Annotated in this window: 12 protein-coding genes; 5 read left to right on the forward strand and 7 right to left on the reverse strand. The window is 69.0% G+C overall.

Annotated features, from left to right (window positions below; genetic code table 11):
* Nucleotides 1-719: 719 nt before the first annotated feature.
* From ABZX30_RS20925 to ABZX30_RS20935, 3 genes are all read right to left on the reverse strand, one after another.
* A complete protein-coding gene (locus ABZX30_RS20925; RefSeq protein ID WP_355935427.1) occupies nucleotides 720-1,118 on the reverse strand; it encodes a hypothetical protein in 399 nt (132 codons plus the stop codon).
* Nucleotides 1,115-3,589: an AAA family ATPase gene (locus tag ABZX30_RS20930; protein WP_355935429.1), complete on the reverse strand. Its 2,475-nt coding sequence runs from the start codon at nucleotides 3,587-3,589 to the stop codon at nucleotides 1,115-1,117. The genes ABZX30_RS20925 and ABZX30_RS20930 overlap by 4 nt, the downstream gene beginning before the upstream one ends.
* 150 nt (nucleotides 3,590-3,739) lie before the next feature.
* Nucleotides 3,740-4,213: an ATP-binding protein gene (locus tag ABZX30_RS20935; RefSeq protein WP_355935431.1), complete on the reverse strand. Its 474-nt coding sequence runs from the start codon at nucleotides 4,211-4,213 to the stop codon at nucleotides 3,740-3,742.
* Between the two features lie 178 nt (nucleotides 4,214-4,391).
* Between ABZX30_RS20935 and ABZX30_RS20940 the strand changes: the two genes are divergently transcribed.
* The 5 genes from ABZX30_RS20940 (at nucleotide 4,392) to ABZX30_RS20960 (ending at nucleotide 7,708) form a co-directional block, all read left to right on the forward strand.
* On the forward strand, nucleotides 4,392-5,309 hold the full coding sequence (locus ABZX30_RS20940; protein ID WP_355935433.1) for a helix-turn-helix transcriptional regulator: 918 nt from the start codon (nucleotides 4,392-4,394) through the stop codon (nucleotides 5,307-5,309).
* The gene (locus ABZX30_RS20945; RefSeq protein WP_355935435.1) at nucleotides 5,269-5,403 is read left to right on the forward strand and encodes a DUF397 domain-containing protein; all 135 of its coding nucleotides are present in this window, start codon (nucleotides 5,269-5,271) and stop codon (nucleotides 5,401-5,403) included. The genes ABZX30_RS20940 and ABZX30_RS20945 overlap by 41 nt, the downstream gene beginning before the upstream one ends.
* A gap of 281 nt (nucleotides 5,404-5,684) precedes the next feature.
* Complete coding sequence (locus tag ABZX30_RS20950; protein WP_355935437.1) at nucleotides 5,685-6,590, forward strand: hypothetical protein; 906 nt, start codon at nucleotides 5,685-5,687, stop codon at nucleotides 6,588-6,590.
* Between the two features lie 85 nt (nucleotides 6,591-6,675).
* Complete coding sequence (locus tag ABZX30_RS20955; protein ID WP_355935438.1) at nucleotides 6,676-7,332, forward strand: DUF433 domain-containing protein; 657 nt, start codon at nucleotides 6,676-6,678, stop codon at nucleotides 7,330-7,332.
* The gene (locus ABZX30_RS20960) at nucleotides 7,322-7,708 is read left to right on the forward strand and encodes a toxin-antitoxin system, toxin component, PIN family protein (RefSeq protein ID WP_224289849.1); all 387 of its coding nucleotides are present in this window, start codon (nucleotides 7,322-7,324) and stop codon (nucleotides 7,706-7,708) included. Before ABZX30_RS20955 ends, ABZX30_RS20960 begins: the two co-directional genes overlap by 11 nt.
* A gap of 37 nt (nucleotides 7,709-7,745) precedes the next feature.
* Here the strand turns inward: ABZX30_RS20960 and ABZX30_RS20965 are convergent, their stop codons facing one another.
* Genes ABZX30_RS20965 through ABZX30_RS20980 form a run of 4 tightly spaced genes read right to left on the reverse strand, consistent with a single transcriptional unit; the run spans nucleotide 7,746 to nucleotide 15,845 of the window.
* Complete coding sequence (locus ABZX30_RS20965) at nucleotides 7,746-11,015, reverse strand: type I restriction endonuclease subunit R (protein ID WP_355935441.1); 3,270 nt, start codon at nucleotides 11,013-11,015, stop codon at nucleotides 7,746-7,748.
* Nucleotides 11,012-12,067 carry a restriction endonuclease subunit S gene (locus tag ABZX30_RS20970; RefSeq protein WP_355935443.1) on the reverse strand — a complete coding sequence of 352 codons (1,056 nt, stop codon included), beginning with the start codon at nucleotides 12,065-12,067 and terminating at the stop codon, nucleotides 11,012-11,014. The genes ABZX30_RS20965 and ABZX30_RS20970 overlap by 4 nt, the downstream gene beginning before the upstream one ends.
* Nucleotides 12,060-13,700 (reverse strand): class I SAM-dependent DNA methyltransferase, encoded by a 1,641-nt coding sequence (locus ABZX30_RS20975; protein WP_355935445.1) that lies wholly within the window; start codon nucleotides 13,698-13,700, stop codon nucleotides 12,060-12,062. The genes ABZX30_RS20970 and ABZX30_RS20975 overlap by 8 nt, the downstream gene beginning before the upstream one ends.
* 33 nt (nucleotides 13,701-13,733) lie before the next feature.
* The gene (locus ABZX30_RS20980) at nucleotides 13,734-15,845 is read right to left on the reverse strand and encodes a hypothetical protein (RefSeq protein ID WP_355935447.1); all 2,112 of its coding nucleotides are present in this window, start codon (nucleotides 15,843-15,845) and stop codon (nucleotides 13,734-13,736) included.
* Nucleotides 15,846-15,973: the final 128 nt, after the last annotated feature.

The raw sequence follows: 15,973 nt of genomic DNA on the forward strand, positions 1-15,973 counted from the left end.
CTTTCCCGTGGTGGGTGGGGGTGTGGGTGGTGGGGGGCCTCCCAACCTACGTATGGGGGGGGGGGGGGGGGGGGGGGGGGGGGGGGGGGGGGGGGGGGGGGGGGGCGGCCCCCCCCCCCCCCCCCCGCTGCGGGCTTGGCAGTGATGCGGCAGGTCGCTCGCTCGGTGGCGCTCAGCCGCAGCCAGATGCCGTCGAACGACTCGACGGGCCCGAACGTCACACCGGTCCAGACGACCGACTTCGGTCGGGTGAGCGCGTCGCGAAGAAGTTCCGGGGAATCGGTCGGTCTGCACTCGAACGTGTGCAGACGGGTCTGGGAGTCGGGACTGGCTCACGCTGGCGGGCGAGGCGCCGGTCAGCCCGCGCATGCCTTGCGGAGCCGTTCCGCCGCCTCTGTCAGCGCCTCGGCCACCTCGACCGACTCGGTGAGCTCGCGATGCACGCAGTCGACGAGAAGTGGCGCGCCTACCGGGCCACCTGGGCGCCGCGTACCGCGGATGGTCCAGCTCCGGGCTCGGGTTCTCCTCACGCAGGACGCGGGCGATCGCACGGATGTCGGCGATCAGGTCGGCGCCCTCCACACCGAGCCGCAGGCGCAGGCCGGCGCCGCCCCTGCTGCTCCTCGTTCCGCGCTTTGTGGACGGCGGCGACAACCGCCCTCGTGATTTCGTTCTCATGCGTGTCTCCTCCCGGCAGTGCCTCCCGGCGCCAATGCGGATCAGCGGGCCAACAGGGCGACGAGCTCCGCGACTTCGGTGTGCCACGCGCGGACCTGGTCCTCCGTGGGACCGATCTCGTACTGGTGGTAGTGGCATCCCAGGCAGAGCTGGCTCCACACGGCCTTCGCGCGGCGGGCCGCTCCTGCTTCGGCGCAACCGCGGAGCCAGAGGAACGCGGCCCGCTGGGTGCCCTCCCGGATCGCGCGCGGCGCCCGGTGGGCGGTGAGGCGGTCGGCGACGGCGCTCTCCAACGCGACACGGAGGGCGAAGGCGGCACCTCGGTACCGACTCGCTGTGGCCGCGGCGGGTACGGCCGTGTCGGCGGGCGGGGCGGGCTCGCCGGTGTCCGTGAGGAGCAGGCCGGCGGTGTCGAGCAGCTGGCGGATCGTCGCGTTCACGGCCCCTCCTCGGGCTTGCGTACCGTCAGGGCGACGGCCTTGATGTCGTCCACGAACCGGTGGGGGTCCGGCATCGAGGTGCCCGACGGGTGGGCGCCCTCCTGGCACTGCCGGACGAGGCACACCGCCCTGGGGCCGCACCGCCTGCGCAGCTCGCCGTAGACGTCACCGGCCGTCTTCGACGGGTCTCCGAAGAGCCCCAGGGCGGCGATGTCCATCAGCGTGACGGCCCTCGCGACGGTCTTCTCCGCCTCGTGTTCGGCCATCCCCGCCCGGTGCAGCCGCAGCCAGGCGGCCTCGGAGAAGGCCCGTTCCAGGACGGCGCGGCAGAGGCTGGGCAGGACATGGGTCATCGCGACCGGCGGGAGGTTTCGCGTGCGGATGAGGGCGCGTGCGTCGGCCAGTGCCTGACGGACCGGATCGGTCACCCGGTTCACGGTCACCACGGACCGGCCAGCCCGCTCCACCTCCACTACGGTCACCGGGAGTTCCTGGTTGGTGAAGGCCCGCTGGAGCCGCGTGTCGTGGGTGAAGACCACGACCTGCCGGGTCTTGCCGAGGTCGTGCAGCACCTTCGCGAGACCGTGGACCTTGGCGGGATCCATGGACTGCACCGGGTCGTCGATGACGACGAACCCGAAAGGGCTGTCCGGCGCGGCGGCGCGCGGCAGGAAGAGCGAGAGCGCGAGGGAGTGCAGTTCGCCCTGGCTCATCACACCGAGGGCCGACGCCTCGGTGCCGTCGACGGACACGTCCATCACCAGCTTGCGCACGTTGGCCTTCTCGCTGCCGGTCAGGCGTACGCAACGCAGGTCCACGTTGCTCTGCTGGCGCAGTTCCTCCCAGATCCGCTGCGAGTGGTCCTCGAACGGTCGCAGCCGCTCCTCGCGCAACTCGGCACGTGCCTCCTTGAGCCACTTACGGGCCGCCCTGACCTGGCTCAGCCGGGGCCTGCCGGCGTACGCGGGCCGGGCCCGGTCGAGCCAGCCTGCGAGGCGGGTGACACAGGTGCGCCACTCCTCGTCGAGCTTCTCCAGCTCCCGCAGCGCCTCCTCGCGCAGCGCGGCGCAGGCATCGGCGAGGACGAGCGCGGCGGTCTCGGCGCGGGCGGCGAGCCGCTCGGCGTCGTCGAGCACCCGGCACGCCTGCCACTCCTCCCACGGGTCCACGAGCGGGGCGGGCAGCCATGCGGGGACCGGCGTGACGAGGTAGCGGAGGGCGTCCGCCGCGTCCCGCAGTCCGGTGCGGGCCTCCCGCGCGGTCGCGGCCTCCTGCCGCAGGCCGGCCACCTGCTCGGCGGCCCGCTCGGCCCACGCCTCGTCGAGCGCCCGGTCGGACCCGCACACCGGGCAGGTGTCCTCGTCCTGGTGCCGACGGCTGTGTTCCAGGGCCTTGGCCAGCAGTTCCGCACGCTGGTGCGCGTCCTCGGCGCCCGAGGCACGTACGTCGTCGAGTACGGCGACGGCCTCGCGCAGCCGGTCCACGGCCGCGCCGACCGCGTCGAGGTCCGGTCCGGCCAGCGCGGCGGTCGCGCGCAGTTCCCTCAGGCGGCCCTCGTCCGCGTCGGGCAGTGCGGTCACGAGGGCGTCGAGCTCGGCGAAGTCGGGCTCGCCCGCCTTGCCGACGACCGCGAGCGCGCGTACCGCCCGCGGGTCGTCCAGTGCGGACAACGCCTCGGCGAGTGCGGGCCGTTCGGCCTCTACCTGCTTCAGCGCGGAGTCGAGCGTCTTCTCGATGCCATGGAGCCGCTCGTCCGCGTCGGTCAGTTCGCGCAGTCCGAGGATGGCGGCGACCGAGTCGTACTGCTCGCTGGGCCTGCCGTTGAGGATCTTGTCGAGATCCGCGTACGACAGGAAGGGGCTGTAGTCGTTCAGGGCCCGCTCCCACCCGATGCCGGCGAAGGGCCGACGGCCGTGGCCCGGCCGTCTGAACTCGACCTCGGGGGCGGTGACGTCGTCGCCGGGCCAGGTGCACGTCAGCGTGGACAACCGGGGGTCGCCCGCGATGGCGAGGCGGACCTCGACCCTCGGGTCGGCCCCGTCGTGCAGGTTGCGCCAGTGCCGACGCCACACCTCGCCCCGCTGCTTGTCCAGGCGGGCGGTCCGGCCCGTGAGTGCCGTCTCGGCGCCCTCGGCGAAGCTGGACTTCCCCGAGCCGTTGCGTCCCACGACGAGGGTGACGCCGGGCCGCGCGGTCAGCGGCAGACGCGCCGTGCGGCCGATGCCGCGAAAGCCGCCCACGCTGATGGAGTCGAGGAACACCCGCTGGTCCGGGTGCGGGGCGGCGAGGGCCCCGGAGGCCTCCGTCGCGGTGGCGCCCAGTGCCTCGCGCAGGAGCTCCCGGGGTGCCTCCGCGAGCGTCGAGCTCTCGAGGCGGGCGGTCAGGCGGGAGAGCGTCGAGGCGGCGCCTCGGCGGTGATCGACCTGCTGATCGGATGCGTTCGGCCCGCTCTGTGTGGGGTGTTCCGTCATGGTGCTCTCCGCCCTCCGTGGTCGGTTCCGGGGCCGGGCCATGCGCTGGGCGAGGGCAGTGAGCCTCTCGCTTTGCGCGAGCCCGGTGTGACGGAACAGAAGTTAGAGGCGGAGAAGTTACTCAATCCATGTTCTTGGCGATAACCCTGGTTATCGCAACTCAGGCTCGTCACCGGTAGTTGAATGGGCGATGGACACCTCCGCCCACACCGTCTTGCCCAGGGGGTGGCGCGGTGCCGAACCCCAGCGCACGGCCAGGGCGTCCACCAGAAGCAGCCCTCGGCCCGACTCGCCGCCGGGAGCCGACGAAGGCGGCGTCGTCGGGGGCCGTTTCGCGGAGGCCGCGTCCGCGACCTCGACGCGGGCCAGGCCCGCCGCCGTGTCGAGAGCGACCCGGAGACCGAAGTCGTGCCCCGGTACCCGGCCGTGGAGCACGGCGTTCGCGGCGAGTTCGGCGACCACGAGGGCGACCGCGCACGACGCGTCCGACGCCGGCGGATACCCCTGCTCCTCCAGGTGCCGTACGGCGAGTTGACGAGCCAGTCGCGCACCCCGGCGCGAAGAGGTGAACTGTGCGACCAGAGGTGGCAGTTCGCTCTGTACGTTCGTCGTTTCTGTCAGCACGGCGTGGTCCGTCCTTGGCTGTCGAGCAGGGGATGTGGCGTGGCGTATGTGAGTCGTCACGTTCCGCACTCAAGAGTCGTCCGGTCGCCCTACGCTCAACAGGTGACGCGGCCTTACTTTTCAACCCGTAAGGAACGGAAGTGACGCTTTGGCCAACGGAATTGACCCCGGTACGTCGATGGCCGCGCTGTTCGGCGCGCGGGTGCGCAGACTCCGCCTCGCGGCCGGACTGACCCAGACCGAACTGGGCGACAAGGTTCATGTGGTGGGTACGCGCATCACTCAGATCGAGCGGGCGTCCGGGGCAAAGCCGACGCTGGAGCTCGCGCGGGCGCTGGATGTGGTGCTCGGTGCCGATGACTTGCTCGTGGAGCTGTGGCCGTATGTGTACCGGGAGGCGTTTCCGGACTGGTCACGGAGGTTCATGGAGTACTCGGAGCGGGCGGTGGTCATCCGGCAGTACGCGGCGCATGTGGTGCCAGGCTTGTTGCAGACGGAGGACTACGCGCGGGGGGTTCTCGCTCTGGACGCGATGCTCGACGGTGAAGAGCAGTTGGAGGAGCGGGTCACAGCCCGTATGGGACGGCAGGAACGGCTGAGTTCGTCCGACCGGCCGGAGTTGGTGGTGGTCCTTGACGAAGCGGTGTTGAGGCGTCCCATCGGTGGTCATGACGTGATGCAGCAGCAGTTGACGCATCTGCTCGATGCGGCAGCGGAACGTCGCGTCAGCATTCAGGCGCTGCCGTTCGACCAAGGCGGCCACGAGGCGATGGGCGGGTCGCTGACGATCCTGACACTCCCGGACGGCTTGGAAGTGGCCTACACCGAAGGCTCGGACTACGGCCAACTCATCGAGGAACCAGCCAACGTCATTCGCTACAAGGTGATTTACGATCGGCTACGGGCGGCAGCACTGCCCCCGCTCATGTCGCTCGACATGATCCGTTCTGTGCTGGAGGACAACCGCCGTGGCTCGAATCTCCCGTCCCGAACTCAACGGCGCCGCTTGGCGCAGGAGCAGTTACAGCAATCAGGCGGGCGGCGACTGCGTGGAGGTGGCCGACGGGCCGGGCGAGACCGTCGTCCCCGTCCGTGACAGCAAGGTCCCGCACGGTCCGGCACTGTGCTTCGAAGCCGCCTCCTGGGCCGCCTTCATAGGCGAGTTGAAGGCCGGAGGCCACCGTCACTGAGCCCGCCGGGCTCTGGTCACTGTCCACGCCCCGGGCTCACCGGCCCCTTGTCAGCGAGGGCCCGGCAGGCCGCTGGCCTCCCCAAAGAACCGGGGGAAAGAACTACCCGCCCACCCACCCTCCCCGGCCGCACGGCTCGCGTCACTCGTCCGAGTGACCAGCTTGCAGGGGCGGGATACGGACGGTTACGTTCGCCGCGACAACCGCACACAGACTTCGGCCCCCGGCCGGGATTGCCGTCCCGATCGAGGGCCTGACCGATCAGGAAGAACCGCTTCCCGATGGCTGACTCGCAGTCTAACGCGCCCTCGTGCGCCGACGCCGGAGCTCCTACCTCCGGCGTGATCCACGTCCGCACCCGGCTGACGGCCGACTTCACCGTGATCTCCAACGCCCTCGCTCAGCGACGCGGCAGCGCGGTCACGGTCGGCGTCGCGGCGTACATCTCCTCGCTGCCGGACGGCACCCCCGTGACCATCCCCGCCCTGTGCAAGCACTTCGACGAGGGCGAGATCCTGATCTCGCGGGCGCTCAGGGAGCTCGAAGAGGCCGGATACCTGGAGCGCCGCCGCGAGCGGACGCCCACCGGGCACGTCCGTACCCGCACGTACTTCTACGACGTCCCCGGCGGCGATCCGCATACGGAACCGGACCCAGACCCGGACGGGCCTCCCGAGCCGCCGAAGCCGCGCGGACCGCGAAAGCAGGGCACCGCCGCTGCGGTCGCACCAGCATCCGCGCCCGCCGAGGAGACCGTGGCCGCGCCGGCGCCCGCACCAGCCGGGACGGAGGTACTGCTGCCGCTCGCCGACGCCGACCCCAAAGCCGTCGCCGTACTCACCGGCCTGCGCCGGGTCGACCCCCGCCTCATCCTGTCCGCGCAGGAAACCGCCCGCCTCGCCCCGGCCGTCGCCCGGTGGCTCGCGGCGGGCCTGCTGCCCACGCACATCACGGACCACCTCACCGCGCGGCTGCCGGACCACTTCCTCACCCGTCCGGTCGGCATCCTCGCCTACCGCCTCAAGGAGACCCCCCTGCCGGTACCAGCCAGAAGCGCGGAACCCGCCGTGCGCCCGATGGTCGTGCCCCTGCGGAACTGCGACGGCTGCGACCGGGCCTTCCGCTCAGCGGAACCAGGCCGTTGCCGGGGCTGCCGGGCCGGGGACCAATTCCGTGCGGCCGGCTGAGCCGATGACCGGGTGTGCGGTCCACCCGCAGGTGGGAGGCTTGATGTGGCACCATGCGAAATTCGGCGCCAAGAGGAGGTGGGGCATGGTCGACAGGTTCAACGAAGGGCTTCTGACGCCCACGGAAACGGCCTCCTACCTTGAGATTCCGCAGTCGACTCTCACGTCGTGGCTGAAGAACAAGGCCGCTGGAGCACCGCTGGTCCACCAGGTCGAGCCGGTGCGGAAGGGGCAGCCTTCGGTGCCGTTCATCGCGGTGGCCGAGGCGCACGTCCTGCGTTCCCTGCGTTCCCTGGGACTCCGCATGAGCGAGATCAGGGAGGCGGCAGCGGCCGTACGAGATGCCTTCGACACCCCCTACGGCCTCGTGTCCAAGCGGATCGCCACGGACGGCGTGGACATCTTCATCGAGCACGGTTGGGGAGATCTGCGCAGAGCCCGCGACGGCCAGGTCCCCATCCACGAAGTGGTCTCCGACTATCTCCGCTATCTCACCTGGGAGCCGGGCGAGGACTTCCCCTCCAGCCTGCGGCTGAGGCAGTATCCGGACTCCGTTCCCGTCGTGATCGATCCGCGGTTCGGTCACGGCCTCCCGGTGGTGGCCGCCAACCGCGTCACGGTCCAGGCCATCACCGACCTGTGGGAGGCCGGGGAGACCGTCGAGGACATCGCGTACGACTACGACATGACGCCCGAGCAGGTGGACGCGCTCTGCCGGGCCGTGGTGCACCTTGCCGCCTGAGTTCTTCCTCGACCGGAACCTCGGTCGCCGTGTCGCGGAAGGACTGAGAGCGTGCGGGTGGACGGTTCACCGCATCGGGGACGTCTTTCCTGACGACGGACAGGACGTTCCGGACGAGGAGTGGATCACTTACGGTCTCGACCGGTCCTGGGTCCCACTGTCGAAGGACGGGCGGATCAAGACCCGGGACCTGGAGATCCAGCCCGTCCTGGAGCGCGAGGCGGTGCTGTTCTACCTGGACAACCAGCAGCTTCGCAGCGTCGAGATGGTCGAGCGTCTCGTCGCACGCCGCGACGCGATCCACCGGGCCGTCGAGAAGGGCGGCCCGGCGGCTTACGCCGTACGGCATGACCGTGTTGAGCGCACCTGGCCGTGACGGGAGGGTGCCCCTTGGCGCCCTCGCGTATGGGTTGCTACTTCGCGGCCGGCGCCCAGAGGGCTGCCACGATCTCCATCTGCTTGAGGACCAGGTCGACCGCCTCGCGCTCCTCCTCCGGCGGGTAGTCGAACATCGCCAGCACGCGGCGGATGCGGGTGCGGAGCTTGGCCCGTACGGGCTCGCGGGAGAGCCAGTCGACAGAGAGGTTCTTCTGGATGTCCTTGACGAGGGCACGGGCGATCTTGGCGAGGGTGTCGTCGCCGCCCTCCATCACCTGGGCCATGTCGCGGTGGGCGACGGCGTCGTAGAAGGCCAGCTCGGCGTGGCTGAGCGGGGGGTCGAACCGCTCGCCGCGGCGGGCTTCCGCCGACACTTCCCTTGCCAGGGCGGCGAGTTCGGCGATGACCTGGGCGCTGGTGAGCTGCTGGAGCATGTAACGCCGCATCAGGTCGTTCAGGCGCTCGGTGAAGCTCTCGTTGCGGACGACGTTGTGCTTGGTCACCTCGCGCATCTTCTGCTGGATCATGCGGCGCAGGGCCTCGGTGACCAGGTGCGGGGTCTCGGAGTTCTCCAGCTTGCGCAGCTGCGCCTCGTTGAGGCGGGTGATGTCCAGCCGGCCGATGCCGGCTTCCGCGTACAGGTCGGTGATCTCGTCGGCGTCGACGACCGAGGCGGCGAGGGCTTGCAGGTAGCGCTGGACCTCGGCGCTGAGCGGCTCTCCGTTCGCTTCGCGTTGCGCGGCGTCGAGCTTGATCATCCAGGCTCGGACCTCGCTGAAGAAGGCGATGTCGCGGCGCCAGTCGTCCATGTCCTCGCAGCGCTCGGCGATCTCCTTGCTCATCGCGCAGACCCGGTAGAAGCGGTCCAGTCGGGCGGCGCTGTCCTTGAAGCGGATGGAAAGCGGCTTGGCGGGGGGCTCGACCTTGTTGCCCGGGTTCTTCGGGTCGCGCAGGAAGTCGGCGGTCAGGCGCAGCGCACGCTTGCGGGTGTCGGGGCGGCCGGTGTCGGCCAGCCACTCCTTCCAACGGCTCCCGGCCAGCAGGCCCTTGATGGTGGAGATCTCGTTCTTGACCTCGGTGACGGCCCGTTCGATGTCCGCGCCGAGGGTCTGGTCCTTGCGGTCCTGGTCCGAGTACTCGCGCAGGGCCTTGGTGAGGTTGTCGGTGAGGGGCGCGTAGCCGACGAGGAGGCCGTCCTGCTTGCCGCGGAAGCGGCGGTTGACGCGGGCGAGCGCCTGCATCAGGTTGGCGCCCTGCATCGGGCGGTCCATGTACAGGGTGTGGATGGGCGGGGCGTCGTAGCCGGTGAGCAGCATCGAGTGGACGATGAGCAGTTCCAGCTCGTCGTCGGGGTCCTTGGCGCGCTTCTGGACGACCTTCTGCTGGGACTTGCGCAACGAGTGCTTGCGCAGGTGCTCGGGGTCGGAGCGGTCGCCGTGGAAGACGATCTTCATGACGCCCTTGTCGACCTCGTCACTGACCCAGCCCGGCCGCCGCTCCGCCAGCGCGTCGAAGACCCGTACGCAGATCTCGCGGGTCGCGCACACGACCATCGCCTTGCCGGGGGCGCCGATGTCGGGTTTGACCAGCTCGCGGCGCTGCTCCCAGTGGGCGATCAGGTCGTCGGCGAGCTTGGCTATGCGGTCCTCGGCACCGTAGAGCGTGTTCATCGTCGTGGCGTACTGGATGGCGCGGCGGCGCTCGGCGTCGTCCATGCCCTCGGTGAGGGTGTTGGCCTGCTCGTCGAGCGTGTTCGGGTCGACGTCCCTGGGCAGGTCGACCTTGATGACACGCGGCTCGTGGAACACGCGGACCGTGGCCCCGTCGTCCACGGCGCGCTTCAGGTCGTAGACGTCGATGTACTCGCCGAAGACGGCACGGGTGTCGGCCTCGGCCTTCGAGATCGGCGTACCGGTGAAGGCGAGCAGGGTGGCGTACGGCAGGGCGTCCCGCAGGTGGCGGGCGTAGCCGTCGAGGCTGTCGTAGTGCGAGCGGTGGGCCTCGTCGACGATCACCAGGATGTTGCGGCGCTCGGAGAGGAGCGGGTGCGACTTGCCGGCGTCCTTCTCGTCCTTGCTCAGACCGAACTTCTGGAGGGTGGTGAAGACGATTCCGCCCACGTTGCGCCGCGTCAGCTCGGTGCGCAGGTCGTCCCGCGTGTCGATCTGGTGGGCCTTCTGCCCGAGCAGGGTCTCGCTGTCGAGGAAGGTGTCGTAGAGCTGGTCGTCGAGGTCGTTGCGGTCGGTGATGACCACGATGGTGGGGTTGTTGAGCGCCGGGTGGCGCAGGACGAGCGCCGCCGTCTCCACCATCTCCTCGGACTTGCCCGCGCCCTGCGTGTGCCAGACGACGCCGGCCTGGCCGTTCGTCCGTGCCGCCTCGACGACGGCGTCCACGGCCTTGTTCACGGCGAAGTACTGGTGCGGCTTCGCGATGCGCTTGCCGGTCAGGGGCTCGCCCGGCTTGGGCGGGGGGAAGTTGACGAAGTTGCGGGTGAGGGAGAGAAAACGGTCCTGGGTGAAGAGGCCGTGCAGGGCCAGGTTCATTGCGTCGAGGCCGTCGTAGCCGGGCTCGTTGGTGTCAACCGGCTTGCCCTCGTGGTCGACGTTCCAGGGCGCGAAGTGCTCGTACGGCGTGAATGCCGTGCCGTACTTGGCGGTTATGCCGTCCGAGACCAGGCAGAGCACGTTGTAGCGAAACGCGATCGGGAACTCCGAGACGTACGTCTGGAGTTGGGCGTGCGCCGACTTGAGGGTCGCGTTCTCGTAGGAGGCGCTTTTCAGCTCGACGACGGCGAGGGGGAGGCCGTTGACGTACAGGACGATGTCGAAGCGGCGGTGGCTGCCGTCGGTGTCCCTGACCGTGACCTGGTTGACGGCGAGGTAGCTGTTCGCGTCGGGGTCCGTGAAGTCGACGAGGCGGACGGTGGGGGTCTGCTCGGCGCCGAACTCGTCGGTGTAGGTGAGGCGAATGCCGGTGGTCAGGTACTCGTGCGCCTGCTTGTTCTCCGGGTACGCCTCGCGCGAGGTGGGGTCGGTGGCGATACGCAGGGCTTCGTGGACGGCGGTGGCGGTGAGCTCCGGGTTCAGCTTCTCGATGGCTGCCTGGAGCTCGTCGTGGAGGATCAGGTCGTCCCAGGCTTGGCGGTGGCCGGTGCCGGGGGCGAGGTCTTTGCCGGGCTTGGTGTCCCAGGCGAGTTGGGCGAGTTCGTCGAGGGCGAGGTGCTCCCAGGTGGACTCGGTCATTTTGGCGTCTAGGTGGGCGGGGGTGCCGGGGATGGGGTCGCTGGTGCCTTCGGTGGTCATACGGCGTCCTCCACGATCTTCTCGGCGTCTCGGACCCGGAGCTTGCCGGACATTAGTTGGGGGAGGAGGGTGTCGCGGAGGGCCGCAAGGGAGATGTTTTCCTCCTCATGTTGGTGCTTTAGCTGGAACAATCTGTGCGCTCTGTCGGTGAAGTTCCGAACCTCACGAGGACTGGGAGCTTTCACCTTCTGGGCAAGCGCATTGGCGCGGTTCAGACCAGGAACCGCCGAATCCGAGTTCATATGCTCAAGCCCCAGCTCTCGAAGTGCGAAATAAGCATATTCCATGGAGAAATCCGGTGAATTCAACGAAACGTAAAAGGTCGTATCGATAGGAAAGAAGTCTCTTTGTGACCAGTAAACGGCACCAACGGTCCCCTTGCGACCTACGATGACACCCGGACCGGAAACGAGGGACGCATTGTGTGAGCCGCTTACCCCGCCGCTTCCGAAGACAGGCACCCTCCCCTGCTCGCGCCGGGATGCTGGCAGGGACTTCCCGTACTTAAGGTCGATAAGGTCGCCCAGCACTTTTGACCCGTCGCCGGACTGAGCCGTGCGGCGAAACAAGGCTTCACCAAGGCTCGTTGCGGCGGCGGCGATTCGCTCGTTGACTGCAATCTTTTCATCTAGTGCGCCGGCTACCTCCGCAATAGCCTTCTGCTCCTGCGGCCTTGGCAAGAAGATCTTGATTTGCTTGATGTAATTGCGGTTCAGCATGGGCTGGGCGGCCCCGGAATTGTATCCGGAAAAGTCGATCAAGCTAAGGAGGTAGTAGACAAACCTAGGCTCGTTGCCCAGGAAGTCTGTTACGTACAGCGATGTATTAAGAGGCCAGAAATCGACATCGCAGTATGTCGCCTTGCCCATGGAAGCTCCTGCGCGGCCAAGTACCACTCCAGGTGCTTTGACGATCGCAGTGTCATGGGTGCCGCTTTGACCCGCTGCTCCCATGACAGGAACACTTCCGGCTTCCCTCTGCGAAGCAGGAAGGTCGTGTCCGCGCTGAAGCTTGACCAGTTTATCCAGAGTTGTCTCAAGCCACTCAGTCATCGATCTTTCCCAACTGCTCTCGCACCACCGCGTCCAATCGCGCCGACTCGTCCAACTGCTGGAACAACTCCATGGTCAACCGCGCAATCCGCTCTCCCGCTGGTTCTGCGTCCGGGTCCTCCTCGGTCTCGACCACCCCCACGTACCGCCCCGGTGCCAGCAGGTAATCGTGCTTCTCGATCTCCTGCAAGGTTGCGCTGTAGCAATAGCCCGGCACGTCCTCGTACGAGAGGCCTTTATCTTTCGCTGACCTGGTACCCCGCCATGCGTGGTATGTGTCGGAGATTTTTTCGATGTCATCAGGATCCAGGACGCGCTCCGCGCGGTCGATCATCCTGCCCATGGACCGCGCGTCGATAAACAACACGCGATTCCGGCAATCGTTCATGGCCTTCGTTCCCTGTGGGGACTTGTCCTTGGTCAGAAACCAAAGGCAGGCTGGGATTGTCGTCGTACGAAACAAGTTGCTCGGCAGAACGATCATGCAAGAGATCACGTCCGCCTCGACCATCGCCGCCCGAATCTCCCCCTCACCCGACTGCTTCGACGACATCGAGCCGTTCGACAGCACCACGCCCGCGCTGCCCCGGTCCCCCAGCTTCGACACGATGTGCTGGAGCCACGCGTAGTTCGCGTTCGACTGGGGCGGAGTGCCGTAACGCCACCGCCTGTCGTCCGACTTCCTCGCCCAGTCGGACATGTTGAAGGGCGGGTTGGCCATCACGAAGTCGGCCTTCAGGTCAGGCAACTTGTCGTCCGCGAACGTGTCCGCCCAGCGGTCGCCGACTCCCTTCGGGTCCATGCCGTGGATGGCGAGGTTCATCTTGGCCAGGCGCCATGTGCGCTCGTTGGCCTCCTGGCCGTAGACCGCGATGTCGTGCGTGTGGTCCTTGCCGCGCCGCTTCGCGACGAACTTGCCGCTCTGCACGAACATGCCGCCCGAGCCGCACGCCGGGTCGTACACCCGCCCCTCGTACGGCTCCAGCACCTCGACGATCAGGCGGACCACGCTCGCCGGCGTGTAGAACTCGCCGGCCCGCTTGCCCTCGGCACGCGCGAACTTCTCCAGGAAGTACTCGTACGTCTCGCCCAGCACGTCCTGTGCGGGACGGTCGCCATGCCCGGTGAAGCGCGCGTCGCTGATGAGGTCGACGAGTTCCTTCAAGCGCTTCTGGTCGACGTTGTCGCGGTTGAAGATTTTCGGGAGGACGCCGGTGAGGGTCTTGTTGGCCTTCATCACCTCGTCCATGGCCTCGTCGAGGAGCTTGCCGACACCGCCCTCCGCGCTCGCCGCGTTCTCGGAGATGTAGTCCCAGCGGGCCGTCGGGGGCACCCAGAAGACGTTCTTCTCCGTGTACTCGTCCTTCTCCTCGAGGAAGGCCGCCCGCCGGTGCTCGGGGATCTGGGCCAGCTCGGGGTCGGCGGCCAACTCCTCCCGGCGTTCGGTGAAGGCGTCGGAGACGTACTTCAGGAAGACCAGGCCGAGCACGAACTCCTTGTACTGGGCGGCGTCCATGGAGCCGCGGAGCTTGTCCGCGGCCTTCCACAGGATGTCCTGGATCTCCTTGGTGCTGGAGACACTGAGCAGTTCGCCCTGTCCGGCGGCTGCCGCGGCTCGCTTGCGGGGAGGCATCGTTCCTTCTTCCAGACGGTGTCAGTGGATGGGTTACGTGCGGTTGGTCGTTCGAGGTTCGCCAAGGGTCAGCGTGCCGTCGGCCAGGCCCGCGATCGTCAGACTGCGGGCCTCCGCGAGGGCGTCGGACTGCGCCCGCAGCAGGCGTTCCCGGCGTTCCGTCTCGGCCAGCAGAGCGTCGAAGCGCAGCACCTCCTCCGGCTCCAAATCGGGGAGCTGGTAGTCCTCGATACGGCGGGCCGGGCGTACCGCGCTGGGGCTGCGGGCGGTGCCGCGGGCCGCGCCGAGCAGGGCCGCGAGGACCCTGGGCGTGAGCGGGCGACGGGCGTCGGCGTTGACCCGGAGGACGCGGGCCGGGAACGCGACGACCGAGAAGCCGGCGTGGTCGACGTACACGCCCAGGCGGGGCGCCAGGGTGTAGACGACGTCACCGGGCTCGGTGAGCGCCGCCTGTTCGTACTGCACAGCCAGCAGCAGGCGGTCGATGCGGCGCCCGCCCACGGGCCGTTCGCCGGTGATCTCCTCGGGACCCAGGACGGTGTGGTGGCCGTCCCGCGTGAGGTGCTTCTCGTCGATACGGTGGCCGGGGAGTCGGGTCACCCTGCGTGCGGTGATCAGCTTGCCCAGGGTGGTGCGCTCCGGCAGCCGGCCGACCCTGCGCAGTACGGCCCCTCGGTAAGGGCCCCGCTCGTCCTCGTACGCCCGGGTGTCCGCCGTCGCGCGCTCCAGGCGGGCCTCGGCCTCGGCGATCAGGGCAGGACGTTCGGTGACCTTGTCGGACCAGATCGCGGAGGCGGGCGGCGCGGGAGGGGTCAGCGGACCGCCGAAGGCCCGGTCCAGGTCGGCGACGGGGACGACACGGCCGTAGCGCGGGTCGTGACCGTCGAGTCCTCGGAAGCCCTCCGCGCGCCAGAGGAGGACGTCCTCGGCGAGCCGCATGCGCACGCCCGGTGTGAGCTGTTCCGAGCTGATGTCGGCCAGTAAGACCTTGCCCTCCGCCGCCTGGACCGGGCCGCGTGTGAGCGTCCACAGCGCGGGACGGTAGCCGGGGCGGAAGGGCAGGACCCCGCCGGGAAGCGAGATGACCGACTCGACGATGTTCTCGCGCAGGAGGGCCGAGCGGAGCTGGGCGGCCTCGGTGCTCTTCAGTTCGTCTACGAGCGCGTCAGCCGGTCCGAGGACGACGGCCGTACAGCGGGGGCGGAGGAGGTAGGCGACGCGTTCGAGCTCCGTCAGGGCGGCGAGTACCGAGCGGTCCTCGCCGGGGCGGTACGGGAGCTGGGTGACGACGAGGTCCGGGTCAGCGAAGCGTTCCTCCAGGTCCGTGCTGGTCTGCACGTCGAGGTCGAGTTCGCCGATGCCCGCCAGCAGGAGGCGGCGGCGGGTGATGCGGGTGAGCCGGTCGTCGGGGTCGGCGGCCAGGACGGTGACGCGGTCGTGGTCCTCCGTGTCGTCGAGGAGCGCGGCGAGCAGGTCGCCGGCGCGGGCGTGCGGGTCGGCGAGGGTGAGGGACGCGCCCTGCTCAAGGCGGAGGCTGAGGTCGGTGAGCTGGGTGAGCAGGCTCCGCAGCTCCGGGGCGACCGCGTCGGCGGCGAGGGAGTCCAGCCCGAGCCGGGAGCGGGCGGCGAGCAGCCACTCGTACGCGCCGCGCTCGTCGTAGGCGGACTCGATCAGGTCCTCGGCGAGGCGAGCGAGCGGGGCCGCCGTGGCGTCGATCGCACGAAGCTCACGGAGTACGAAATCGTCCTCGGCGTCGATCCGTTCGGCTCGGCGCAGCAGTGCGGACCAGAGGGCTTCGTCGGCCTGGGCGTCGGACGCGGAGGCCGGGGAGACGTTCGCGTCGTCGCTCAGTGGCCGGCCGTCGAGTCGGCGCAGGCACAGCAGGCTGCCGAGCGTCTCGACGAGCTGCCACGGTGTGAAGCGGTCTCGCAGCGCGATGATGCCGAAGAGGGCCAGCTCGGATCGGAGCTCCCGCGCGGCGGCGTTGCCGAGGCCGGAGGCGATCAGCCACTCGGTCACCTGTGTGCCGTCGAACAGGGGCCGTCCCGAGTTCTCGGACACGGCGGCGGGGAAGTCCGGGTAGCGTCGGCGCCAGGTGGACACGACGGGGCGCTTCACCCGGGCGAACGTCGCGATGTCGGTCATCGCCACCAGGAGGGGATACGGTCCGGGGGAACGGAGTGCCGGGGTCGGCAGACCAGTGACCACGGTGCGCATCCCTCCCCCGCTCATCTGTCGTCACACCAGCCGCTTCGGTCATCAGGCCGGGCTTG

This window comes from Streptomyces sp. NPDC004542, assembly GCF_040610035.1.
Classification (GTDB): Bacteria; Actinomycetota; Actinomycetes; order Streptomycetales; family Streptomycetaceae; genus Streptomyces.

What these genes read in the sequence shown, in the direction of transcription:
- ABZX30_RS20950 (WP_355935437.1), top strand. Translation starts at nt 5,685, where the DNA reads ATGGCTGACTCGCAGTCTAACGCGCCCTCGTGCGCCGACGCCGGAGCT.
- ABZX30_RS20965 (WP_355935441.1), bottom strand. Translation starts at nt 11,015, where the DNA reads ATGACCACCGAAGGCACCAGCGACCCCATCCCCGGCACCCCCGCCCAC.
- ABZX30_RS20955 (WP_355935438.1), top strand. Translation starts at nt 6,676, where the DNA reads ATGGTCGACAGGTTCAACGAAGGGCTTCTGACGCCCACGGAAACGGCC.
- ABZX30_RS20970 (WP_355935443.1), bottom strand. Translation starts at nt 12,067, where the DNA reads ATGACTGAGTGGCTTGAGACAACTCTGGATAAACTGGTCAAGCTTCAG.
- ABZX30_RS20940 (WP_355935433.1), top strand. Translation starts at nt 4,392, where the DNA reads ATGGCCGCGCTGTTCGGCGCGCGGGTGCGCAGACTCCGCCTCGCGGCC.
- ABZX30_RS20930 (WP_355935429.1), bottom strand. Translation starts at nt 3,589, where the DNA reads ATGACGGAACACCCCACACAGAGCGGGCCGAACGCATCCGATCAGCAG.
- ABZX30_RS20980 (WP_355935447.1), bottom strand. Translation starts at nt 15,845, where the DNA reads ATGACCGACATCGCGACGTTCGCCCGGGTGAAGCGCCCCGTCGTGTCC.
- ABZX30_RS20975 (WP_355935445.1), bottom strand. Translation starts at nt 13,700, where the DNA reads ATGCCTCCCCGCAAGCGAGCCGCGGCAGCCGCCGGACAGGGCGAACTG.